Below are 18453 nucleotides of genomic sequence, written 5' to 3' on the forward strand. Positions count from 1 at the left end.
GCCTATTCTCATCGGCCCACCGCAGTTCGGCGTCGATCAGCTCTTGCAGGCCGGCAAGATAGCCGCCGATCCGCCAGTCGCCGTCAACGACGGAAAGGTCGGAACTAGCCCGTCTTATTCACGATGAGCTTTGAAGTGGCTGGCGGGTGTGGCGTAAGCCGCTGATGGGGCGTAGGATTCGGTTGCTGACACCAATTCTGCGCTGACATTGAGGCCGCCACACCCGCCATGGTCGACGATACAATTCTGCCCTTCATATTTCCAGCGGTCGGACGCAAGAAGATCACAGCCGCTTTCGATGGCGGGCGACTGACGTCGGATGCAGGCGTCATGCTGCTGTCGCTGGCCGACGGTCATGCCAAGGTCTCGGAGAAACTGGCGCGCGTTTTTCCCGAGCGGCGCGATCCGGCCCGCATCGCACATCGCCTTGTCGATCTGATCCGCGCCCGGATCTTCGCCATCGCGTGCGGCTACGAGGACGGCAATGATCTCGACCAGCTGCGCAGCGATCCGGCCTTCAAGCTGGCCTGCGGCCGTCTACCGGACAGCGGTTTGAACCTCTGCTCGCAGCCGACCCTGTCGCGGCTGGAGAATGCCCCTGACCTGCGCGAGACGATCCGACTGAGCTATGCGCTTGTCGACCTGTGGATGGACAGCTACTCACGCGCGCCGGGCGCTGTGACGCTTGATATCGACGACACCGTCGACGTGGTGCATGGGCGTCAGCAGCTATCATTGTTCAACGCCCATTACGACGAGCACTGCTTTCTGCCGATCCATGTCTACGATACCCAGCGCAGCCGGCCGGTTGCGGTCGTTCTGCGCCCGGGCAAGGTGCCGGGCGGCCTCGAAGTTCGTGCCCATCTGCGCCGCCTCGTCCGTCACATTCGAAAGCGCTGGCCCACGACGCGCATCACCTTCCGCGGCGACAGTCATTACGCCCGCCCCGAGGCCATGGAGTTCTGCGAGCAAAACGGCATCGATTACGTCTTCGCCGTGGCCGGGACCAAGCCGCTCGCCGTGAAGGTCGAGCAGATCGCAGACGCGGTCCGCGTCGAACGGGCGATCGAAGGCAAGGCGGTAGTGCGGGACTACACCGAGGTCCGCCACGCCGCCGGCTCCTGGCACCACGAGCGCCGCATCGTCGCCCGCATCGAGGCGAGCGAGCACGGGCTCGATATCCGTTATGTCGTCACCAGCCTGGGCATCGGCTCGGCTCAATGGATCTACGACAGCCTCTATTGCCAACGTGGACAGGCCGAGAACCTGATCAAGCTGCACAAGAGCCAGCTCGCTTCCGATCGGACCAGCTGCCGCTCGGCGCTCGCCAATCAGGTCCGCCTCGTGCTCCACACCGCCGCTTATTGGCTCGTGCTCGTCGTGCGCGACAGGATCCCGAAACTGCGCGACCTCGCCACCGCCGAGTTCGCAACGATCAGGCTCAGACTTCTCAAGATCGCCGCTCGCATCGTCGAGACCACAAGCCGGATCCGCATCGCCTTCGCCGCAGCCTGTCCCGAGGCCGACCTGTTCCGCGGCCTTGTCAACGCATTCTTCCCTCAACCGCCGTGACCAACGGGGCGGCTGATGCCCCGTTCATCCCCATCGCTCCTCAAACGCGTTCCCCACATTCGACGCAAACCGCGGAAAACTCCGCAACCCTCACTCGCGACCCCACCCCGGGGAACGCAAATGTGGCCTTCTTCACGCGGGCACATCGTGAATAAGACGGGCTAGAGCTCGCGAGTGCCGATTTGATCGTCGGCACCGGTGCCATGCCAGGCTCCGTCTTCAAGATCGTGATCGGATTGATCTCGACGGATGACAATATGGACGGAGCGATGCGCTGCTGGATCAAATCAACCATCTTACTCTCCCGAAACGTCTCACAAAGGAGGGTGGTCGCAAGGACCACCCTCCGATGCCGCTATGCTCTCATCAGGTGGATGCATTCAAGGCACCCGTCGAACCAACCCTAAAGCGTACCCGTGTACGGAGTGGTGGTGCGGATGGTGGTCTTGATCTCAGCGATCTTCTTTGTCATCACGTTTCCTTTCCTTCTCTGGCACGCCAGGCCAAGCGAAGGCGCGGCCAGTCGTGCAGGAAAAGAATAATGAGTTGCTGCACCAATCCGCAGCGAGATTCCTTGACCGTCGCTGTCAAAGAAATTGAAAGCGCGGCTCAGACTGGCGCTACCAAACGACCCGATCTGGCGCTTGGACCCGCTGTAACTGGAGCTGGGCTTTGTCGCGCGTCGCCAATGCAGTTCCTTGCTCTGCGCTGATCTGGACTTGCATCGGGCACTTTCGGCGCCCAACGCAGCCAGCAAATTGGCTGGCAACGACTCGTCATTTTGTGATGGCGCTCCGGGAGCAAGCACGGGTTCAGCAAGTATTGCGGCGCCCGGTCAAGGGACGTCCCTTGCGCCAGAGCCGGTCGAGCGGAATATTCGAATCCGATCCCCCTACCAGAAGGCAGAGTTTCAGCGTTAGCGGGCTTGCCAATAAGGTGCTGCGGTCGCTCTGATTTTGATTTGAGCTACCGAAGGAACCTGGCTGGTCGCATGGCAGGCTCGCGCAATGCGATCGGTCCTCATGGCCGCTATCGCGTTCCTTCTCCAGCAGACTGCCCTTGCGCCATCGATCGCCAGGATTTGTACCCAACGCGCAAATGACGAGCGACACCGATGGTTAAGCAGATACCCGCGCTGACCGGAATCCGGTTTGTCGCGGCAGCAGCAGTGGCATTGTCTCACGGTGGAAGCCTGTTCCTGGAGGGTACCAGTCTTGCACTCGATATCAGCATCGGGACGCTGGGCCTGTTCGGAATGTCCGTCTTCTTCACGTTGAGTGGCTTTGTCATTCAATATAACTATGGCAGCTCGATTGCCGGCAGCCCGCGCAAAGCGATCCCTGAATTTCTCGTGGCGCGCATAGCCCGAATCTATCCTCTGTTTGTTATTCTCTTTCTCGTTGAGCTCTTGACCGGACCGATGGTCTGGCCATGGCTTCTCGGAACTAAGGCGGCAACCGAGGGATTTTCGTGGCACATTGTCCCGTTTCAACTCGGGATGATTCAAACCTGGTTCTTCGCAAATGTAGCCGGTGCTGCCCCCGTCTGGCAGTACGAAGAGATCGGCATCGTCTCCTGGTCAGTCAGCACCGAATGGTTCTTCTATCTCTTTTTTCCGCTCGTTTGCCCGGTACTTGCGCGGATCAGAACTGCTCCGGCGGCGATCTTATGTGCGATTGGCGCAGGCACAATCGAGCTTGGCATCGACCTTGCGGTGTACATGCTTCAGGGCCGCATCAATCTGTTTGCGCTTCATGCCTATGGGACGGGTGCGGCTCTGCCGAACTGGAAGAACACGCTTCTCCTCTGGATCGTCTACTTTTCGCCCTTTTGCAGGGTATGGGAATTCGTCCTCGGCTGTTGCTTGGCGAAGCTCCATGAAGCGTGGCTGGCCCAGGATTTCAGACCATCTCGAGCTTTGCTCGATATCGCCGCAATCGTTGGTGTCGGCGCGATAGGCTGGGTGTTCTGGTTTACCGCCCACAAGCCGCCATTTGGGGCGGCCATGAGCCTGTTCGATATTGGGCGCAACAATATCGCTCTGGCGGCACCGATTGCGCTCATCCTTGTCGCGGCGGCTCAGCCCGTCAGCAGTGCAGGACGGCTGTTGTCGGCAAGGTGGCTCGTCTTCCTCGGAGAGGCCAGCTTTGCGCTTTATCTTGTACACATCATTATCTACCGGCGTTTTCCGGTGGTACGTTGGGAAACCGCAAGCCAACTGCTGGGCCATCTCGGCGCGCTCGCGCTTGCTTTCACTCTGGCCACCTGCGTCGCGATCCTGCTGCATTTTGGCTTGGAGGTACCGGCCCGAAGGCGAATTCGCAGCTGCTATCAGGCGGCCTCGCTAGAACAGCGCAGGCGCCTGGTACGATTGGGAAGCATTGGCCTTGCCGCTCTCGTCGGCGCGGCCGCAACGTATGCGCTGCGTGATGCGGCCGGGGATGCCGTCACCCAATCAGGTATTTCGGTCGTTTCTGCCACGTATGGCGGCAATTGCCGCTGGATCTCGGCGCGTGGCAACGCCACGGGTGCGGTTGCAGCAGCCTGTAACGGCAAGGACGCATGCACTTTCAGTGCAGGCACGGCGCGGATCGGTGATCCTGCTCCGGGCTGTGCGAAGGAGTTTACGGCCGCCTGGTTCTGCAAGGGCGACCGCACCATTCGCTCCAGCTCGGCTGCGGATGAGCGTGCCATGATCTCCGCTCTGCAACTCTCCTGTAACGCGGTCACGCGCGAAGAATGAGTCGAAGGTTCAGACGTCATTCGGATTCCGAGGCCCTGAGGCGAACTGGCTTCAGCATTAGGTCTTGCTGCCGGCTGCGCAGAGCGTTCGGGCCGCGTAGGTTATACGACAAAGAGGTCGCGGACGTGACGGGTGCAGCGAACCGGCGTCTCTTTGTCCACCTTGATGGCTGCGAGACTCTTCGCTAGATCACAACGGTTCACTTATGGAGATGCCGCCGTGGCAATGGGTATTGTGAAGTGGTTCAATTCGACCAAAGGTTATGGCTTTATTCGGCCGGAGGACGGAAGTGCCGATGTCTTCGTGCACATCAGCGCCGTCGAAAAGGCCGGTTACACCACCCTCGAAGAGGGGGCACGGGTAAGTTACCAGCTCAAGGCAGGCCGTTCGGGCAAAATGTCGGCCGAGGATCTAAGGGTTGGCTGATCCAGTTCGCCTCCGGAAAGCGTCTGCCTGCTAGGCGGATTCTCGTACCAGCGTCTGGCGCCGGTGCACCGGACGCTTGCCGTACGACCGTCGTTTCCAACCAAGGCTATGCCGCAATACTGCTTAAAGGCTTGATTCAAGCCGTCGATCTCCAATGCCGGGGCAGTTCCAGCTTTTTTCTTTCCTCGTGCAGGTTGGGCGTGGCGGGAAATCGTCGGTAGCAATGAACGGTCCGAACCGTACGCTCGTGCCCGACAGGTCGAGAGGTGCATGTATCGCCTGAAGTCACGATGCGCCGACCGGCGCTCACGATCTAAGAGCGATGCTGTAGCGTGTGGAGGAGCTCCCATAGTGGAGTTCGTCCGTTATGGACAATGGGCGCGCGGCGCTCCGGCTGCGGGTCTGTCCTGCTACGCTGACGTACCGGCCCTCGATGAAGAGTCGTGCATTAGCTTGAGCGAGGGCGAGGTCAAATCCCAGGAGCTGGCCCCGCGGGATTAGCCAATATAGTTGAGGTTAACGGCGTCGTGCTGTTGACGATCCGCCCCTGACATTGATCCATTGCAGGGAAACTGCACACACACAGCCATCGGAGACACGGCAAGTGTCCTTCCAGCTGACCGTCCTGAAAGTGTTGGCCGGCCAGCCTGGCGGGCGGGCTTCCGTTGCCGAAGTCCGACGCGCCGTGGAGATCCTGATGAACAGCGGCCGCGACTGGACCGATCGCATGAAGCGGTTGGCCGAACACGCGCCGGACCTGAATATCTTTTCGGCGAAGTATGTCTTTCGCGATGCGTTCGGCTGGGAAATTACCGAAGACGGCCGGCAATTCCTCTCTGCGCTCGAAAGGGCCGTCGCCGATCAAAGAGAGTCACCTCGATCAACGATCGACTCCTCGCGCAGCGAAGTCGCTGCGCAAGCGGTCACAGATGCGGCAAAATCACTTACTCCCCGCAGTCTTCGTCAGAGGCCGCGGCGACGCCGCAGGAAAGGTGGATTCAATCGACGTACAGCATGAAGCGGGAGCCCGACCAGGTGCGAGGCGCGCACAGCAGCTGACCTTGGCAGAAGTGCTATCGATCTCGCGCGGCATCGATCAAAACTGCGGAAAAATATCTTGCAGTGTAACCTGGGTCATATGCAGCCCCACTTCTTCACGGGCATTATCCGGAAGGCAGTTTCGGTGGGGTACTATGGACGACGAGTTTTGTAGAGAGAGGGCGCGAACCGTCCGGGAACTTGCTGAGCAAGCTGACCCGTTCATCAAAAAGCGCTTGTTGCAGTTGGCCGCCAATTACGAACGGCGCGTTGGTCAGCCAGAAAGAGCAGACCCAGATCGCGCTGACCTGCTGGTATGTAGGGCGCCCATCCACCCGTCGTGATTTCAGAGATGGCGCTTACCATTACAATCATCGGGCGGCGATGCGGGGCGTCATCGCTGCCAGCCTTTGCCGTTACGCCACTGGTGAAGGGGAATGCATCGGACCTTCACATCACGTTGCCGGATATTCTTAGCCCGGAAGAGAGCGTCGAAGTGGGGTATTTCGGGATCGGGCTGAAATCGGGTCGTAAGCAAGCCTACGCGCAAATCGCGATCGAGGATTATGTCGAGGAACTCAAGGCCGGACAAATCCCCGAGATAACCGATATGGACGAGCTCCGCGCGAGCCACGAAATCCGCGTCATTGCTGATGGCGGAGGGGAAGAAGCAGAAGCGCAAGCTGTATGACTGCTTCGTCTACGAACTGACGTATACGCTGCCAGCAATGGCGCCTTCGAATTCGTCGTTGCCGACGCCGGGCGAGCGGTGCTTGCAAGCCTGCGGGAAAATTCGGAGTTTGCCGGCCTTGAAGACTCCGGCGCAGCATTGCGGGTCGCTGCATCCCACGGCGCGTCGCGGCTCGACCGCCGCACGGGCCGCGGCTACGGGATCGGTAAGTTGTTTCGCGCCCTGGCTCACGATGCCGCCGAGCTAGTTTCGCAGCGTCCCACGAACCATCACGTCGCTTCCCACATCCAGAGCGGCTTAACGCACAACTGCTGAAACGCCTTCGAGCCTAACGAATGAAGTTCGTACGTGGCCGGAGCAGCAAAGGCGGTCGGTGCACTGGGACGAGTCATAGGGTCAGGTGCTGGCCAGCTCAGGCATTTCGAACTGCTTCGCCATGGCGGACGTCTCAGCCAGGCGTGGCCGGGGATACGTTTTACAAGCTTCGTAAAGACCGTAACGAACGCGGCGCGCTCGGCTTCGGCATCAAAATCCTCGGCGTCGTCCGCGGCAAGTAGCGGGCGCACGTCGGCCAAAAACGATGGATCTTCCAGCTTCGCCCACATGCGCTCCTCGGCCTCGGCGCGGGAAATGGCTTGGCCGGAAGCACCTAGATATTTGCCCAACAGCTCCACGATGCGTGCGGCGTCTAGTCCGTCGAGCAACGCAACAGCTTTGGCAAGGTCGACGAGGTCCCGGCCCTTGTCACGTTGGAGAAGCGCGCGGAGCTTCGTTGCCAGGATTTCCTCCCGGCTGAATGATGCAATGTCCGCCTTGTCATTGAACCAGGGATTCTTGACCTGGAACGGAAACGACTTTGCCCCGTCATAAGCAATGCGCTCTCGCGTGGCGATCTCGACTTTGACGCGGATCGGCTGAGAGGCGTTTTCATCTTCGGGCTTGATAGTGAAAGTAAGCCGAGGCCCTATCTCTCCGAGGTCGTAATGCGCCCGCCCCATCCATGGCTCCAGGACAGCCCGGAGATGGTCCAGAATTGGGCCCACGGGGCCTTCCGTCGTGCGCGTGAGATCTATGTCTTCCGAGTACCGATAGGCGCTTGGGAAGTGCAGCTTGTTTAGAGCGGTGCCTCCGCGGAACCGCAGCTCTTTCTTCAGATAATCATCCTTGAAGATTTCAACGAGTGCCCTGGATATGATGAGGTCTTGCTCGACCTGTCGATCTTCGGGCCATGGAGCTTTTTGACTCCATGCAACGATGTTCATGGCTGGAATCATTGATCGAGCTCCGGACGGCGATGGACCAGCACGTTCCAGCGTGTGTCACGTTCCGGCGGCTTGCGGGTCTTGCTACTACGCTTGGAAGGATCGAGTTCGACCCAGGGCAGCAGTTTTTCGTTTTGCAGGTAGGCGTGAAGTGACTCGGCTGCCTGGCTGTGTTTGACGTAGTCGAGCAGGTATCCGAGGCGCTGGATAACGGACCGCTCAAAGGCGGGTGCCAATTTCTGGAGTTCGTGCGCCTTCATTTTAGCCCCGAGATCAGAAAGGACAGTGGCAATGCTGTCTATCGTTCCGGTCACATGCATATAGCGCAAAAGGTCGAGCCCAGTGAGTTCGGGCGACGATAGCTTGAAGCGGCCAGTATCGGTCTTGTGGTCAACGATCGCTCCCGAAAGAGCGCCTATTTCCTTTCGATAGAAGAAGGAAAGGATCGAGCGGCCGGCGCGGATTTTGGGCATCCGTTTGTCGGTTACGATTTGGAATTGCATGACCGCCTGGTGGGACGCGCCGTGTATCTCAGCCGCCTTGAGCAATCCGACATAATATGGGTGCCCCTCGTGTTCCATGAGATCGTCGATATACCACTGCGGCGGTGGAGCACCGCGCACCAGGTACTGTGGAGGGACGACGACGTAAAAGCCGTGCCGCGGATTAAGAAGCTGCCCTTTCTTCTGCAGGCGTTTGGCGGCGGCCAGGAAGCCCCGCGAAGTTACCTCCAGTTCGGCGATCGCTTCGTCCCGCGTAAACGAGATCCGTCCACCGGCGAGCAGATCCGTTAGATAGGAAGCGAGAGTTCGGCGGCTTCGAAGCATCATGTATAAATATACCCAGAACCTAGGTATTTTTCAACACAAAGCTATGTTATAAAATCCGTAGAAAGTGGTGTTTTTCATACATGGGACTGTACCGATTCCGGTGCCTTACAGTCGTTCCTTCGCAGGACCAAGCCTGTCCCGGCCCAACAAAAATCTCCCGGAAGGCCTGTTATCCGCGTGCCCCGAGTTGGCAGCCACCGGGAGACCGCAATGAGAATTATAACTGGTGACTTCGTTACAGTGCGCGCTTAGATTGAGAAGGAAAATATTCGTAGTTTCGGAAACGATTTGGAATGCCGCTTTCGCTAAAGCCGTCCAGTGCTACCGAATGCAATTTTTCTGGATGGTCGATTAACAAGAAAAGCCGTGCCAAGCTGTTGAAGTTATCGCCTACCCGTATTTGCGACAGGAAGAAAACGCTCAGCGCGTGATCAATGCCTTGTAGCCGCGCCGACGGGCTTCAAAAGGCAAGCGCGGACGTTCTTGAGAGAGCCTCAGAAATCTGCTTCTCGAAGTTCCGACATGGTCCGGCATCGGCATGTTGAACTCCAGCGCGGGCAATCAAGCGCTAAGCGTCCCGCAGGACAGTTACGCTCATTCTGATTCCTCGTCAGCTTCTCGAAAGCCAAGCCTTGTAGCGAGAACGTGTTTATCCAGCTCCGGCATTAGCTAATCGTATCTGTCAAAGGAGATGGGATGGATCCGTTCAACAAGCTCAACCCATTCGAGGCCCCAGATGTCGATCGGGCGTACTATCATGGGCTGGAAGAGCAGCAGGCGGACGAAGCGGGGTTTCCGCAGCACCTGAACGAGTTGCATCCGCACGAGCGCCCGCCCTCCAGTTCAAATAGGCTCGGCGACGCGGACGTTGTGTCGAACAGAGATGCGGATCCTTTGGGAATGCCGCATGAGGGTCGCGTCGGACAGGGCACCTCGCGGTTGCCATCGGATCCGCCAGCCTTCTCTGGACAAGGGATCAATCAATATGTGCTTTTTACGGCCGCGGATCGCGGTGGCCAGTTGCCAGCCGGCAGTTTCAGTCTGCCGGATTATTGGCACGGCATGGATGCGGCTGCCGATTGGCCGACGCATAGTGTCGGTCAGGAGGAGCATTCGTGGGCGGAGGCCAGTGACGTGGCGCCGGAGTGGGCAACGACCCCAGCAAATCCTTGGCAGCAAAATCTCGGGGCAGCAATTCTCGGCCGACGGCCCCTGCGAGGTGATGGCAATACCTCAACAGGAGGCGGCCGGCTCACCCCGGCCGCAGCGCAGTGGACCGAAGCATTGCATGACACACGGGCCTCTGGCCCTGCAGGCGGTGCGGCGGACTTCGAAGGCTCCGTCCTCAGGGAATCGCGGCTCGACCAGATCTTGGACAAATGGGCCTGCGATGAGCGGCAGGCGGAAGGCGAGGATCGGCAAGAGGCGGTAAGACGAATAATAGCCTGGGGCGAAACTGGCGACGTCTATGCAGGGCTGGAGCTGCAATACTTAGGCCTGACGACATTGCCCGACACCCTTCCGCCCGGGCTCCAATCGCTCAACGTGAGCGACAACGAGCTTGTGCACTTGCCTGACACTCTCCCGTCTGGACTTCGGACGCTCGGCGCCAGCAACAACCGATTGACTCGCCTGCCCGACGCCCTCCCGACGGGACTCCAGTCACTCGTCATCGGCAGCAACCAACTGACCGGGCTGCCCGACACCCTCCCCGAGGGGCTTTCGACACTCGCCGTCAGCAGCAACCGGCTGACCAGCCTGCCCGACACCCTGCCGGTCGGGCTCCAGGACCTCGATGTCCGCGGCAACCTGCTGACCAGCCTGCCCGACGCCCTCCCGAGCGGACTTCAGTTGCTTGCCGTCGGCGGCAACCGGCTGACCAGCCTGCCTGATACCCTCCCGCCCGACCTCCAAGAGCTCGAAGCCGATGGCAACAGGCTGGCGAGCCTGCCCGATGCTCTCCCCGCCGAGCTCCAGTTGCTCTTTGCCCGCGATAACCACCTGAATAGTCTGCCCGAGACACTCCCGCCCGAGCTCCAGAGACTCCACGTCAGCGGCAACAGGCTGACGAGCCTGCCCGCGACCCTCCCGGCCGAGCTCCAGGTGCTCGAGGCACGCGACAACCGGTTGATCGGCTTGCCGGAGACCCTGCTAACCCAGCTAGGTTCTGGGTGCATGGTTTATGTGGATGACAATCCGCTGCCCGAGCAGGTGCGGACGAATTTGGCGGGAGCTCTGAATGCCCCGAACTATGCTGGCCCGCGGGTCTTCTTCTCGATGGGCGGGGGAACGGCGGTGGATCAGGAACGGCCACTAGCCGAGGCGGTAGCGGACTGGTTGAAGGGCGAGCCGGAGGCGATCGCCGCCTGGCAGAACTTCGCCGACGAGGCGGGTGCCCCGGCATACGCGCTCTTCCTCGACAAGCTGCAGAAGACTGTGAATTATGATAATCCCGAGTTCAGACAGGCGGTGGCCGAGGACCTGCGGCAGGCAGCGACCAGGCCGCCATTGCGCCAGCAGTTTTTTCAGCTGGCTTTCGGGGCGAGCGAGACCTGCCAGGATCGCATCACCCTGACCTGGAACGGCATGCAGACCGCACGTCTGAAGGCTGATGTCGAGGATGGGGCCTATGACGATCGGCTCGGTGAACTCATCCAGCAGGCGCGGGTCCTGTTCCGCCTGAACGCGCTCGATCCGATCGCCCGTCAGAAGGTCAACTCGCTCCGGTTCGTCGACGAGATCGAGGTCTATCTCGCCTATCAGGTCAAGCTACGTGATCGGCTGGACCTGCAGCTCATCGCGCCGGACATGCGGTTCTATGAAGTCTCCTACGTCACTGAGCACGATCTCACCGCAGCCGAGACGCAGGTGCGCAATCAAGAGGAGGCGGGGTTCGCCGACTATCTGGCAACTCACTGGCAACCTTGGGGGACGGTGGTGAGCCGGATCGCCCCCGAAGCCCATGCACAGATGCAGGTCCGGCTCAGGGAGGCGATGGACGAGGAGTTTCCGAGCCGCCTTGAGCAACGGCTCGCAGATCATCACCTAACCGGAGACAGCGAGGCCGAGGTGCAGTTCGGAGCCCAGATCCGCGAGGAGATCGCCCGCGAAATTAAGGGCGCGCTGATGCGCCAGGTGCTTGGGGACCGCGGGCTTGAACTGTGAGCGGCCATCTGATTGCGAGGGGCGTCGATCTTGTTTCCACCCGCCTCTCGCTACGTCATGTTGTTTTCGGATGCCGTCGCACCGACGGCGCGGCTCCCGAGAGAGACCAGTGTGGTTTCACACACCTTAAGGACGAGTGGAAGAAGATCACGGGGCCATTGGAGCGCAACAAGGAAAAGCCGCTGCGCTTCCTGCACTATTTCATCATGGCGAATTACAAGCTGAAGAACGAGCGCCGGGACGGTGTGGTGCGCGAAGACGAGATTTACGACTGGCTGATCGACAAAGACAATGCCGAGCTGTGCGGCTACCGCAGCGATTCGTTCGGCCTCGTCCGTAAGATCATTCGCAGCGTCGAGCGCTACATTGGCGTCACCGAAGGCCGTGGTAATGACGGCGCGTCCAGCACCGCCATGGACACGCTTCAGCAGCTTTGCGGCGCGGCATTCAGCTTGCACTATGTGCTGCTGCTGGCAGCCGCGAACTTTCCCAAAGCGCTGTTCGATCACTTCGTGCGGCAGCTTGAAAGTTTCCTATTCTATTACATCTTCACCAAGACTCCGACAAAGGATCTGGAGCGCAATTTCTCGATATGAGCGGACGAACTGCGCGAGATCACGGAAATTGCCGATGCGAAAGCGCAAAAAGCCAAGCTCAAAGAGTTCGTGGCAGAACGGCTACAAAAGAACATGGTCGGCAAGGATGCCGAGCTGGGCGAATACGCTCAAACGATACACACTTGGTTCGATGCAGCAGTACCGCACGAGCTATTTGCTGGCCAAGCTGGCGCAGCATGTTGAAATTGCCTTCAAGGGCATGAGGGGGCCCGGCGGCCTTGGCGAATTCACCGCGCTCGAAATCGAGCACATTCTGCCCGACACGCCGGAGGCCGATCTCCGCCAGTCCTTCACCGCCAATCCCGGTAAGCGCTACGATGACTACAAAGTAAAGCTTGGGAACGTGACGCTCCTGGAAAAGCCGATCAACATCGTGGCGAGCAACGGATTCTTCGAGAAGAAGAAGCCCGAATACGCGAAGTCGGGTCATTATCTCACGCGCAGCATCGTGGCCTTGAGCCCGGTCGGGAGGAATTCGTCGATCACGCGCATCAACGAAAAGTTGCAAGCCTTTGAGAACTGGTCGGCGAACGATATCGAACAACGGCAGGACATGCTGATCGCGCTTGGCAAAGACGTATGGCGCACGTCGCCGATCGACGTCAGCTAAAAAGCGTCAGGGGCGGCTGCGAGCCGCCTAGACGCCGAGCGCTTTCTTCAGTGCGGCCGTCAGCACCGCGCGTTTTTCTTTGGGCAGCTTGTCGAGATTGAGCTGGCGCCATTTGACGGCCGGAAGATCGGGCACCCCGGGCAGCCCCAGCAGATCCCACTCCGGCGCGCCTTGTTCGAAGCTGACCAGAAATTTCCGGTGCGCGTCCGGCATGTCGGCCACGATCGCCTTGATCATCTCCTCACGCGTTGCTTCCAGTTCGGTAAGCGGGACGGGCTCTTCTGTCATCCCGACGAAACCGTGTTCATAATCCTCCTTCATAGCTCGGCGCGGCGGATCGAGGACTTCCGCCATCGGCCTGTGGTGGCTGAGCATGTACACGACGAAGGCCTTTCGCAGATCGTCGGTGATGCCCTCGTTGGCGAGCAAATCACGCACGTCGAAAAAGTCGCGCGGATGCTGGCGGTCCAGCGCGGCGACCAGCTTTCCAGCATAGAGGTCCGCGTGCGAGACAACCTGGATCTCGGCGAAGCCGAATTCGTCCTCGACGGTATCGGTCACGGATTGCTTTTTGGCGGGATAGACGCAGCCGCGAAGGACCGGCGTCACCTCGATTTTGACGGTTGCGGCGCCGAGCTGGACGAATAGCTTGTTGACGCGCCCTTCGGTCAATCCCTCTGTGACTTGGCACCCGCCGATTTGTGCCTTGATGCGGCCGGCGATGCGCGTGAGCGCGGTCTCGATCTCCTTGAGCGATTGGTCGCGCGGCTGCACCGGCAGATAGGTGAGGTCGATATCGACCGACAGGCGGGGCAGGTCGCGAACGAAGAGATTGATCGCGGTCCCGCCCTTGAGCGCAAAGCAGTCTTCCTGCGCGACCAGGGGGACGACGCGGATCAGCAGGGTAACCTGTCTGCGGTATTGGTCGCTAAACGGCATCGAGCCCTTTCGGCACGGTGATTTGATAGGTACGGTCGAGCACGCCGCCTTTGACCAGCATGCGCTTGCCGCTTCCGAGATCGACGTGATCCTTGTTTATCTTGTTTTTCCAGGCATGCGAATGGCGATCGGCAAAGAAGAAGAGCAGCCGCTTGGCTTTCACGCTTTGGCAGGCTTGTAGCAATGTCTGCATGCGCCTGGGGCTTAGGGTCGAAAGGCTCTCGACCAGTTTGTCCGCGGTCTCGAAGCTCTCGTGATCGGGAAGCTCGTCGAGTACTTCGAGCAGCGCCCGCTCCGGCGATGAAACCACCAGCGGCCAGCGCCATTGCCCCCATGACTGGATGACGAAGCCCTTTTCGGCCGCTTCCTTCTCGGCCGCGGCGTTGGCGCGGTCGAGATCGCCTTTGGGCGGCAGGCCCGCTTCCGGCGAGAAGAGCGCAGCGCTGTTGTGGAAGACGAAACGGATGGAGAGGGGAAGCTTCGAGAGCCAACCGGGCGGCGCGGAAGGTCCGTAGAGATGAACTTGCTGCGTGGCGCGAGGCAGGTAATGCTCGTAGCCTTGAAGCGCGAGCGCTGTTCGGCCGCCGACGGCCAGCGGCGTGCGGTAAAGAAGCGTCTGAAGGGATATGACGGCCTGCTCCCAGCTTAGGGCGCCGCGCGGCTTTCGGTACACGCGGCCGGCCGGTCGTTCGAGGTAGCCGGCCGCGACATACTTGCTGACGAGGCTGGTGGCGTAGCCGTGCTTGCTCAGCCAGGCAGCGTCAACGAGCAGCCCCTCCGGAAGATCCCGGCGGAGCTGGTTTAGTTTTCCTGGCAATTGCGTCGTCATGCTACGCAAAATAGCATACCTTCAAACCAAGCGCTAGTTTAAGTTTTGCTCGATTTAAGTAGCAGTAGTACGTAAAATTGACATCTTGTAAACCGATCGTCGGCCCGCCCGCTGGAGACAGAAAATTAGGCTACGGTCTAAGGCCGCGCGCCTTCGCCACACAGGGCGGCGACCTTCGAGCGCACACAGCGCTTCGCCGCAGAACTTCAGGCCCGCCTGGGACCGCAAGCGCGGCATCGCGAACACGAGACCGAGCTGCACGTTGTAGCGGTTCCATTGCTGGCCGCCGGGATGCAAGATGCCGTCTAGAATACGCGCGTCATCGATGCGTCCGGCCGCCGCGAGATATTCGAGCGCGCGCACCGCATTCGGCCCGAACGGCACAAGCCAAGCCTTGGGCAGCACGGCGAGTTCATCCGCTAGGGTCTCCTCGATCACGCGGCTGGCTCCGGCATAGTTACCGAACCTCTTCAGGACCGGATAGCGCAGGACGGACGTGTAATGCGCGCGGTGCGCGGCGGATCCGAAGAGATCAAGCGTGGACGTAAGTCCGAAAAGCCGATGCAAGCCGAAGTGGTCCATCAACCACGCGTCGAGGCGCATGCCCCCCTTGAACGAGGCCGCATTCTTGGCGCGCTGCGCCGCCTCATCGAGCGAGGCGCGCCGGTAAGCGCCATGCGGAAGCTGAGTAGGGCTTCCAGAGCCTGCTGCTTGCCGGGCGTGACGCCGATGATGACGATGTCGGCCTTGTCGTTGAGCCCATGGAGTCCATGCGCACGCGGTAGTTCGCCCCGCGCTGGTCGAGATTGCCTTAGGCATTGGGGAACCGCCCCTGGCCAGTAAGATACGTTCGCGGATCATTTTATTAGCCAATGATACCTAAACGGATCTATGGGCCTTGGCAGAAGCGATAAGCAATGATATGTTCACGCATCATTTAGAAGAAAAAGATACGTAAACGGATCATGGAGCGGAACTCAGAAGCAACCCAACAGCTAGGACGCCTCCTCCGGGATGCAAGAAAGCAAGCGGGCCTGACTCAAGAGCAGGTGGCCGAACGCGCGGGCATTTCCCGGCCGCGTTACCGCGATATCGAGCAGGGCAACGCCGCCGCGCGGGCGACAACGCTGATTAACGTCGCGCGCGCTCTCGGCATGGAGCTAATGCTGATCCCACAGGCCATGGTAGCCGGCGTCAACGCACTCCTTCGGCCCTCCGAAGGCGAGGATCGACCAGCGTTCACCACCGATATGGATGATGATGAGCACCCGGGTCCGCGCCCCTAATACCGTTCAGTCGCTGGAGGTGTTCCTTCAAGACCTCAGGGTCGGAACGCTCGTGCGTACGCCAGGCGATTTCAACGCCTTCAGCCTTGATCCGGCCTATCGCGCCATGTCGCGGCCCCCGATATTGAGCCTCTCGTTCCGCTCCGCCGATGGTGGGCTTCGCAAGGATCCGAAGCCCGCGGCACACGTGCTGCCCGCGTTCTTCGCGAATCTGTTGCCCGAGGACAAGCTTCGCGAGGCGATGGAAAAGCACCACGCCGGAGCAGTGAGGCAAGGAAACGATTTCGACCTCCTGGCGGCGCTTGGCGAAGATCTGCCAGGTGCAGTGCGCGTGGTGCCGAGCGGCGGCAGTACCACGATAGCCATTCAAGATAATCCTCGTGACATCAAAGCGCGGTTTTCCTTGGCGGGAGTTCAGATGAAGCTCTCCGTGATGAAAAATACGGGAAAGGGTGTCGGACTGACTTTGCCCATCGGCGACGAGCAAGGTCAGTACATCGCAAAATTCCCCTCGGCCAATCTTGTCGGATTGTCGGAAAACGAGTTCGCCGTTCTGGCGCTGTCCGAAATCCTGGGAATGGATGTGCCGGAACGCGAGCTTGTCGAAAAATCCGATTTCGAAGGAATTCCCGAAGAATTCAACACATTGTCGACCGGCAAGGTCTTGCTAGTGAAGCGTTTCGACCGTGGACCCAAAGGTACCCGAATTCACATCGAAGATTTCGCTCAGATCTTTGGCCGCCAGCCATCCAAAAAGTACGATGACGCATCATACCACGACATAGCCTCCGCGCTGAACGTGGCGGTTTCGACCGACGCCGCACTCGAATTCGTTCGTCGACTGGCACTTGCCGCGCTCGTCGGCAACGGCGACATGCACTTGAAGAATTGGTCGACAATATACCCCGGTGAGGGGGGCACTCCGGCCATCGCGCCCGTGTACGACGTCCTATCGACCACCGCTTATTTTCCGAAGGACGATATGGCCCTCTCTTTGGGGGGACAGAAATCCTTCAAAGCGCTTACTCCGGACCGCTGGCGAAAGTTCGCCAATCGCGCGCGGCTACCCGAGCCTGCAGTCATCTCGGCCGTCGAGCAGGTCGTATCGTCGGTGAACGACCATTGGTGGAAACTCCCCGAACGGGATGTCGTGCCGGCCGCTGTTCTCAGTAAGATCGATGCCAAGATCGAGGAGATGAGCCCGGTTCTGGATCCCGGGCACGTTCCGAAGTCGTCCCTGGCTACCCCCTGAGCTTTTGCCGCGGTGATCGGAGGTCCACTCCTGCCAGAACTTCATGAGCTGGAGATTACGATGTGGATGTCATCGAGGTGGTCGGTCACACCGACGAGCAGCCGCTCGGTCCGCGCCAGTCCAATCTCGATTGGAATCTGGCTTCCGTCCTAAGGAGTTCAACAAATGTGGCTAGCCTCGTTCCAGCAGTAATGCCGGGTTGGGATTGGCTCGTGCGGTGTCAGTTGTGAGCGTGCTGAGGCAAAGTCCGCTTGTACAAGCTAATTCTTCACGGCCTGCCTAAATCGGTCATGATCCTCCTGTGTTTGGACGTTTCCCGTTCGGGACCCGGGCGAACCCGCACCACTTATCCGATTGGCCTACCACAGCGTCTCCTATCTGTTTTGAGAACAAAGTCTCCTGCATACCCGCCGCGAAGTAGCCTAGCTTCTGGCCGATTCAGTCGCAGGCGGCATCGAGACCAGGAGGCTAGGCTCGAATGCTAGGGCGGTTGGCTTTCGAGAAGCTGACGAGCTCGAGGGGAAAAGTGCCCCGTCGGGGCAGTTGCGCCGGCACGCGAACAACGGTTGCGGGACAAGCATGTTCCACGAATGTTGAAGCGATTGCGATTTCGTCACCGATTGCCAACGCGCAAAAGGCCTTCTTGACCGCTAGCCCAGCTCATTCCATTTCAAACGCATTTAATCGTTGCGGTCTCCGGCCATAATCGGCATCAGGAGCCGCATCTTCAGACAATCGCCAAAAAGCTTTTCGATCCGCTTGAATCGTTCGTCGGCCAATTTCTTTGTCTCTTCCAAACTCGCTTCGGCTTTGCTCGGATAAATTACGTCTACTGGGCCGGGGCATCCGAAATGCTCGCATGAGGATCGGCACAGAGGTTAGCTATCGCGGGCGTATTTGTTGTGGAACAGAATGTATTTTTTTCGGAGCTCTTGAAGATTGCTGATTTTTCTTTTGCAACGCGACTGAAATCAGCTTTGATCGCGCCGCTACCCCGCTCCTGGTCGGTCAATTTCTCCGCGACAATCAAATGAACTTCTCGGAGATGGCCGCAAATGTAAACGTCTGCATTCTCCGCGCTTAGCTGAAAATCCAGTGCATGATGTATCGCTGTCATCTTTGCGTCGAAAGTTCTGAAAGCCATTCGGTTGACCAAACCGGGGCTTTAAAGCGCGGACTGCGAGGGTTTCGCG

16 protein-coding genes are annotated in these 18453 nt (G+C 59.5%); 10 read left to right on the forward strand and 6 right to left on the reverse strand.

Going from position 1 to position 18453, the window contains the following annotated elements; all coding sequences use genetic code 11:
• Positions 1-228: 228 nt before the first annotated feature.
• The 5 genes from XI02_RS11440 to XI02_RS11460 all read left to right on the forward strand — a co-directional run bounded on the left by XI02_RS11440 (position 229) and on the right by XI02_RS11460 (position 6470).
• Positions 229-1572, forward strand: coding sequence for an IS1380 family transposase (locus XI02_RS11440; protein WP_129964838.1), 1344 nt, complete (start codon positions 229-231; stop codon positions 1570-1572).
• A 1114-nt stretch (positions 1573-2686) separates the two neighbouring features.
• Positions 2687-4315, forward strand: a complete 1629-nt coding sequence (locus tag XI02_RS11445) for an acyltransferase family protein (protein ID WP_129964878.1) — start codon at positions 2687-2689, stop codon at positions 4313-4315.
• A gap of 219 nt (positions 4316-4534) precedes the next feature.
• Positions 4535-4741 carry a cold-shock protein gene (locus tag XI02_RS11450; protein ID WP_018270149.1) on the forward strand — a complete coding sequence of 69 codons (207 nt, stop codon included), beginning with the start codon at positions 4535-4537 and terminating at the stop codon, positions 4739-4741.
• Positions 4742-5345: 604 nt separating this feature from the next.
• Complete coding sequence (locus XI02_RS11455) at positions 5346-5759, forward strand: hypothetical protein (RefSeq protein WP_129964879.1); 414 nt, start codon at positions 5346-5348, stop codon at positions 5757-5759.
• A 372-nt stretch (positions 5760-6131) separates the two neighbouring features.
• The gene (locus tag XI02_RS11460; RefSeq protein ID WP_016840796.1) at positions 6132-6470 is read left to right on the forward strand and encodes a hypothetical protein; all 339 of its coding nucleotides are present in this window, start codon (positions 6132-6134) and stop codon (positions 6468-6470) included.
• 269 nt (positions 6471-6739) lie between these two features.
• Here the strand turns inward: XI02_RS11460 and XI02_RS11465 are convergent, their stop codons facing one another.
• Both XI02_RS11465 and XI02_RS11470 read right to left on the reverse strand, forming a co-directional pair.
• Complete coding sequence (locus XI02_RS11465) at positions 6740-7732, reverse strand: nucleotidyl transferase AbiEii/AbiGii toxin family protein (protein ID WP_233475507.1); 993 nt, start codon at positions 7730-7732, stop codon at positions 6740-6742.
• Positions 7733-7740: 8 nt separating this feature from the next.
• Complete coding sequence (locus XI02_RS11470; protein WP_028344355.1) at positions 7741-8562, reverse strand: type IV toxin-antitoxin system AbiEi family antitoxin; 822 nt, start codon at positions 8560-8562, stop codon at positions 7741-7743.
• 696 nt (positions 8563-9258) lie between these two features.
• Between XI02_RS11470 and XI02_RS11475 the strand changes: the two genes are divergently transcribed.
• The 3 genes from XI02_RS11475 to XI02_RS44865 are packed head-to-tail and all read left to right on the forward strand — an operon-like array spanning position 9259 to position 12954.
• A complete protein-coding gene (locus tag XI02_RS11475; RefSeq protein WP_233475508.1) occupies positions 9259-11727 on the forward strand; it encodes an NEL-type E3 ubiquitin ligase domain-containing protein in 2469 nt (822 codons plus the stop codon).
• Positions 11724-12323 carry a hypothetical protein gene (locus XI02_RS44860; protein WP_197971326.1) on the forward strand — a complete coding sequence of 200 codons (600 nt, stop codon included), beginning with the start codon at positions 11724-11726 and terminating at the stop codon, positions 12321-12323. The genes XI02_RS11475 and XI02_RS44860 overlap by 4 nt, the downstream gene beginning before the upstream one ends.
• 34 nt (positions 12324-12357) lie before the next feature.
• Complete coding sequence (locus XI02_RS44865; RefSeq protein ID WP_197971325.1) at positions 12358-12954, forward strand: HNH endonuclease family protein; 597 nt, start codon at positions 12358-12360, stop codon at positions 12952-12954.
• A 27-nt stretch (positions 12955-12981) separates the two neighbouring features.
• Here the strand turns inward: XI02_RS44865 and XI02_RS11485 are convergent, their stop codons facing one another.
• The 3 genes from XI02_RS11485 to XI02_RS11495 are packed head-to-tail and all read right to left on the reverse strand — an operon-like array spanning position 12982 to position 15325.
• The gene (locus tag XI02_RS11485; RefSeq protein WP_016840792.1) at positions 12982-13893 is read right to left on the reverse strand and encodes a nucleotidyl transferase AbiEii/AbiGii toxin family protein; all 912 of its coding nucleotides are present in this window, start codon (positions 13891-13893) and stop codon (positions 12982-12984) included.
• Positions 13883-14722, reverse strand: a complete 840-nt coding sequence (locus XI02_RS11490) for a type IV toxin-antitoxin system AbiEi family antitoxin domain-containing protein (protein ID WP_016840791.1) — start codon at positions 14720-14722, stop codon at positions 13883-13885. The genes XI02_RS11485 and XI02_RS11490 overlap by 11 nt, the downstream gene beginning before the upstream one ends.
• Before the next feature lie 54 nt (positions 14723-14776).
• The gene (locus XI02_RS11495; RefSeq protein WP_016840790.1) at positions 14777-15325 is read right to left on the reverse strand and encodes a hypothetical protein; all 549 of its coding nucleotides are present in this window, start codon (positions 15323-15325) and stop codon (positions 14777-14779) included.
• A gap of 362 nt (positions 15326-15687) precedes the next feature.
• Between XI02_RS11495 and XI02_RS11500 the strand changes: the two genes are divergently transcribed.
• Positions 15688-16008 carry a helix-turn-helix domain-containing protein gene (locus tag XI02_RS11500; RefSeq protein ID WP_016840789.1) on the forward strand — a complete coding sequence of 107 codons (321 nt, stop codon included), beginning with the start codon at positions 15688-15690 and terminating at the stop codon, positions 16006-16008.
• A complete protein-coding gene (locus tag XI02_RS11505) occupies positions 15983-17260 on the forward strand; it encodes a type II toxin-antitoxin system HipA family toxin (RefSeq protein ID WP_168856699.1) in 1278 nt (425 codons plus the stop codon). The genes XI02_RS11500 and XI02_RS11505 overlap by 26 nt, the downstream gene beginning before the upstream one ends.
• A gap of 829 nt (positions 17261-18089) precedes the next feature.
• Here the strand turns inward: XI02_RS11505 and XI02_RS11510 are convergent.
• Positions 18090-18377, reverse strand: coding sequence for a hypothetical protein (locus XI02_RS11510; protein WP_125459405.1), 288 nt, complete (start codon positions 18375-18377; stop codon positions 18090-18092).
• Positions 18378-18453: the final 76 nt, after the last annotated feature.

The sequence above is a fragment of the Bradyrhizobium sp. CCBAU 21365 genome, from assembly GCF_015291305.1.
GTDB classification, from domain to species: Bacteria; Pseudomonadota; Alphaproteobacteria; order Rhizobiales; family Xanthobacteraceae; genus Bradyrhizobium; species Bradyrhizobium elkanii.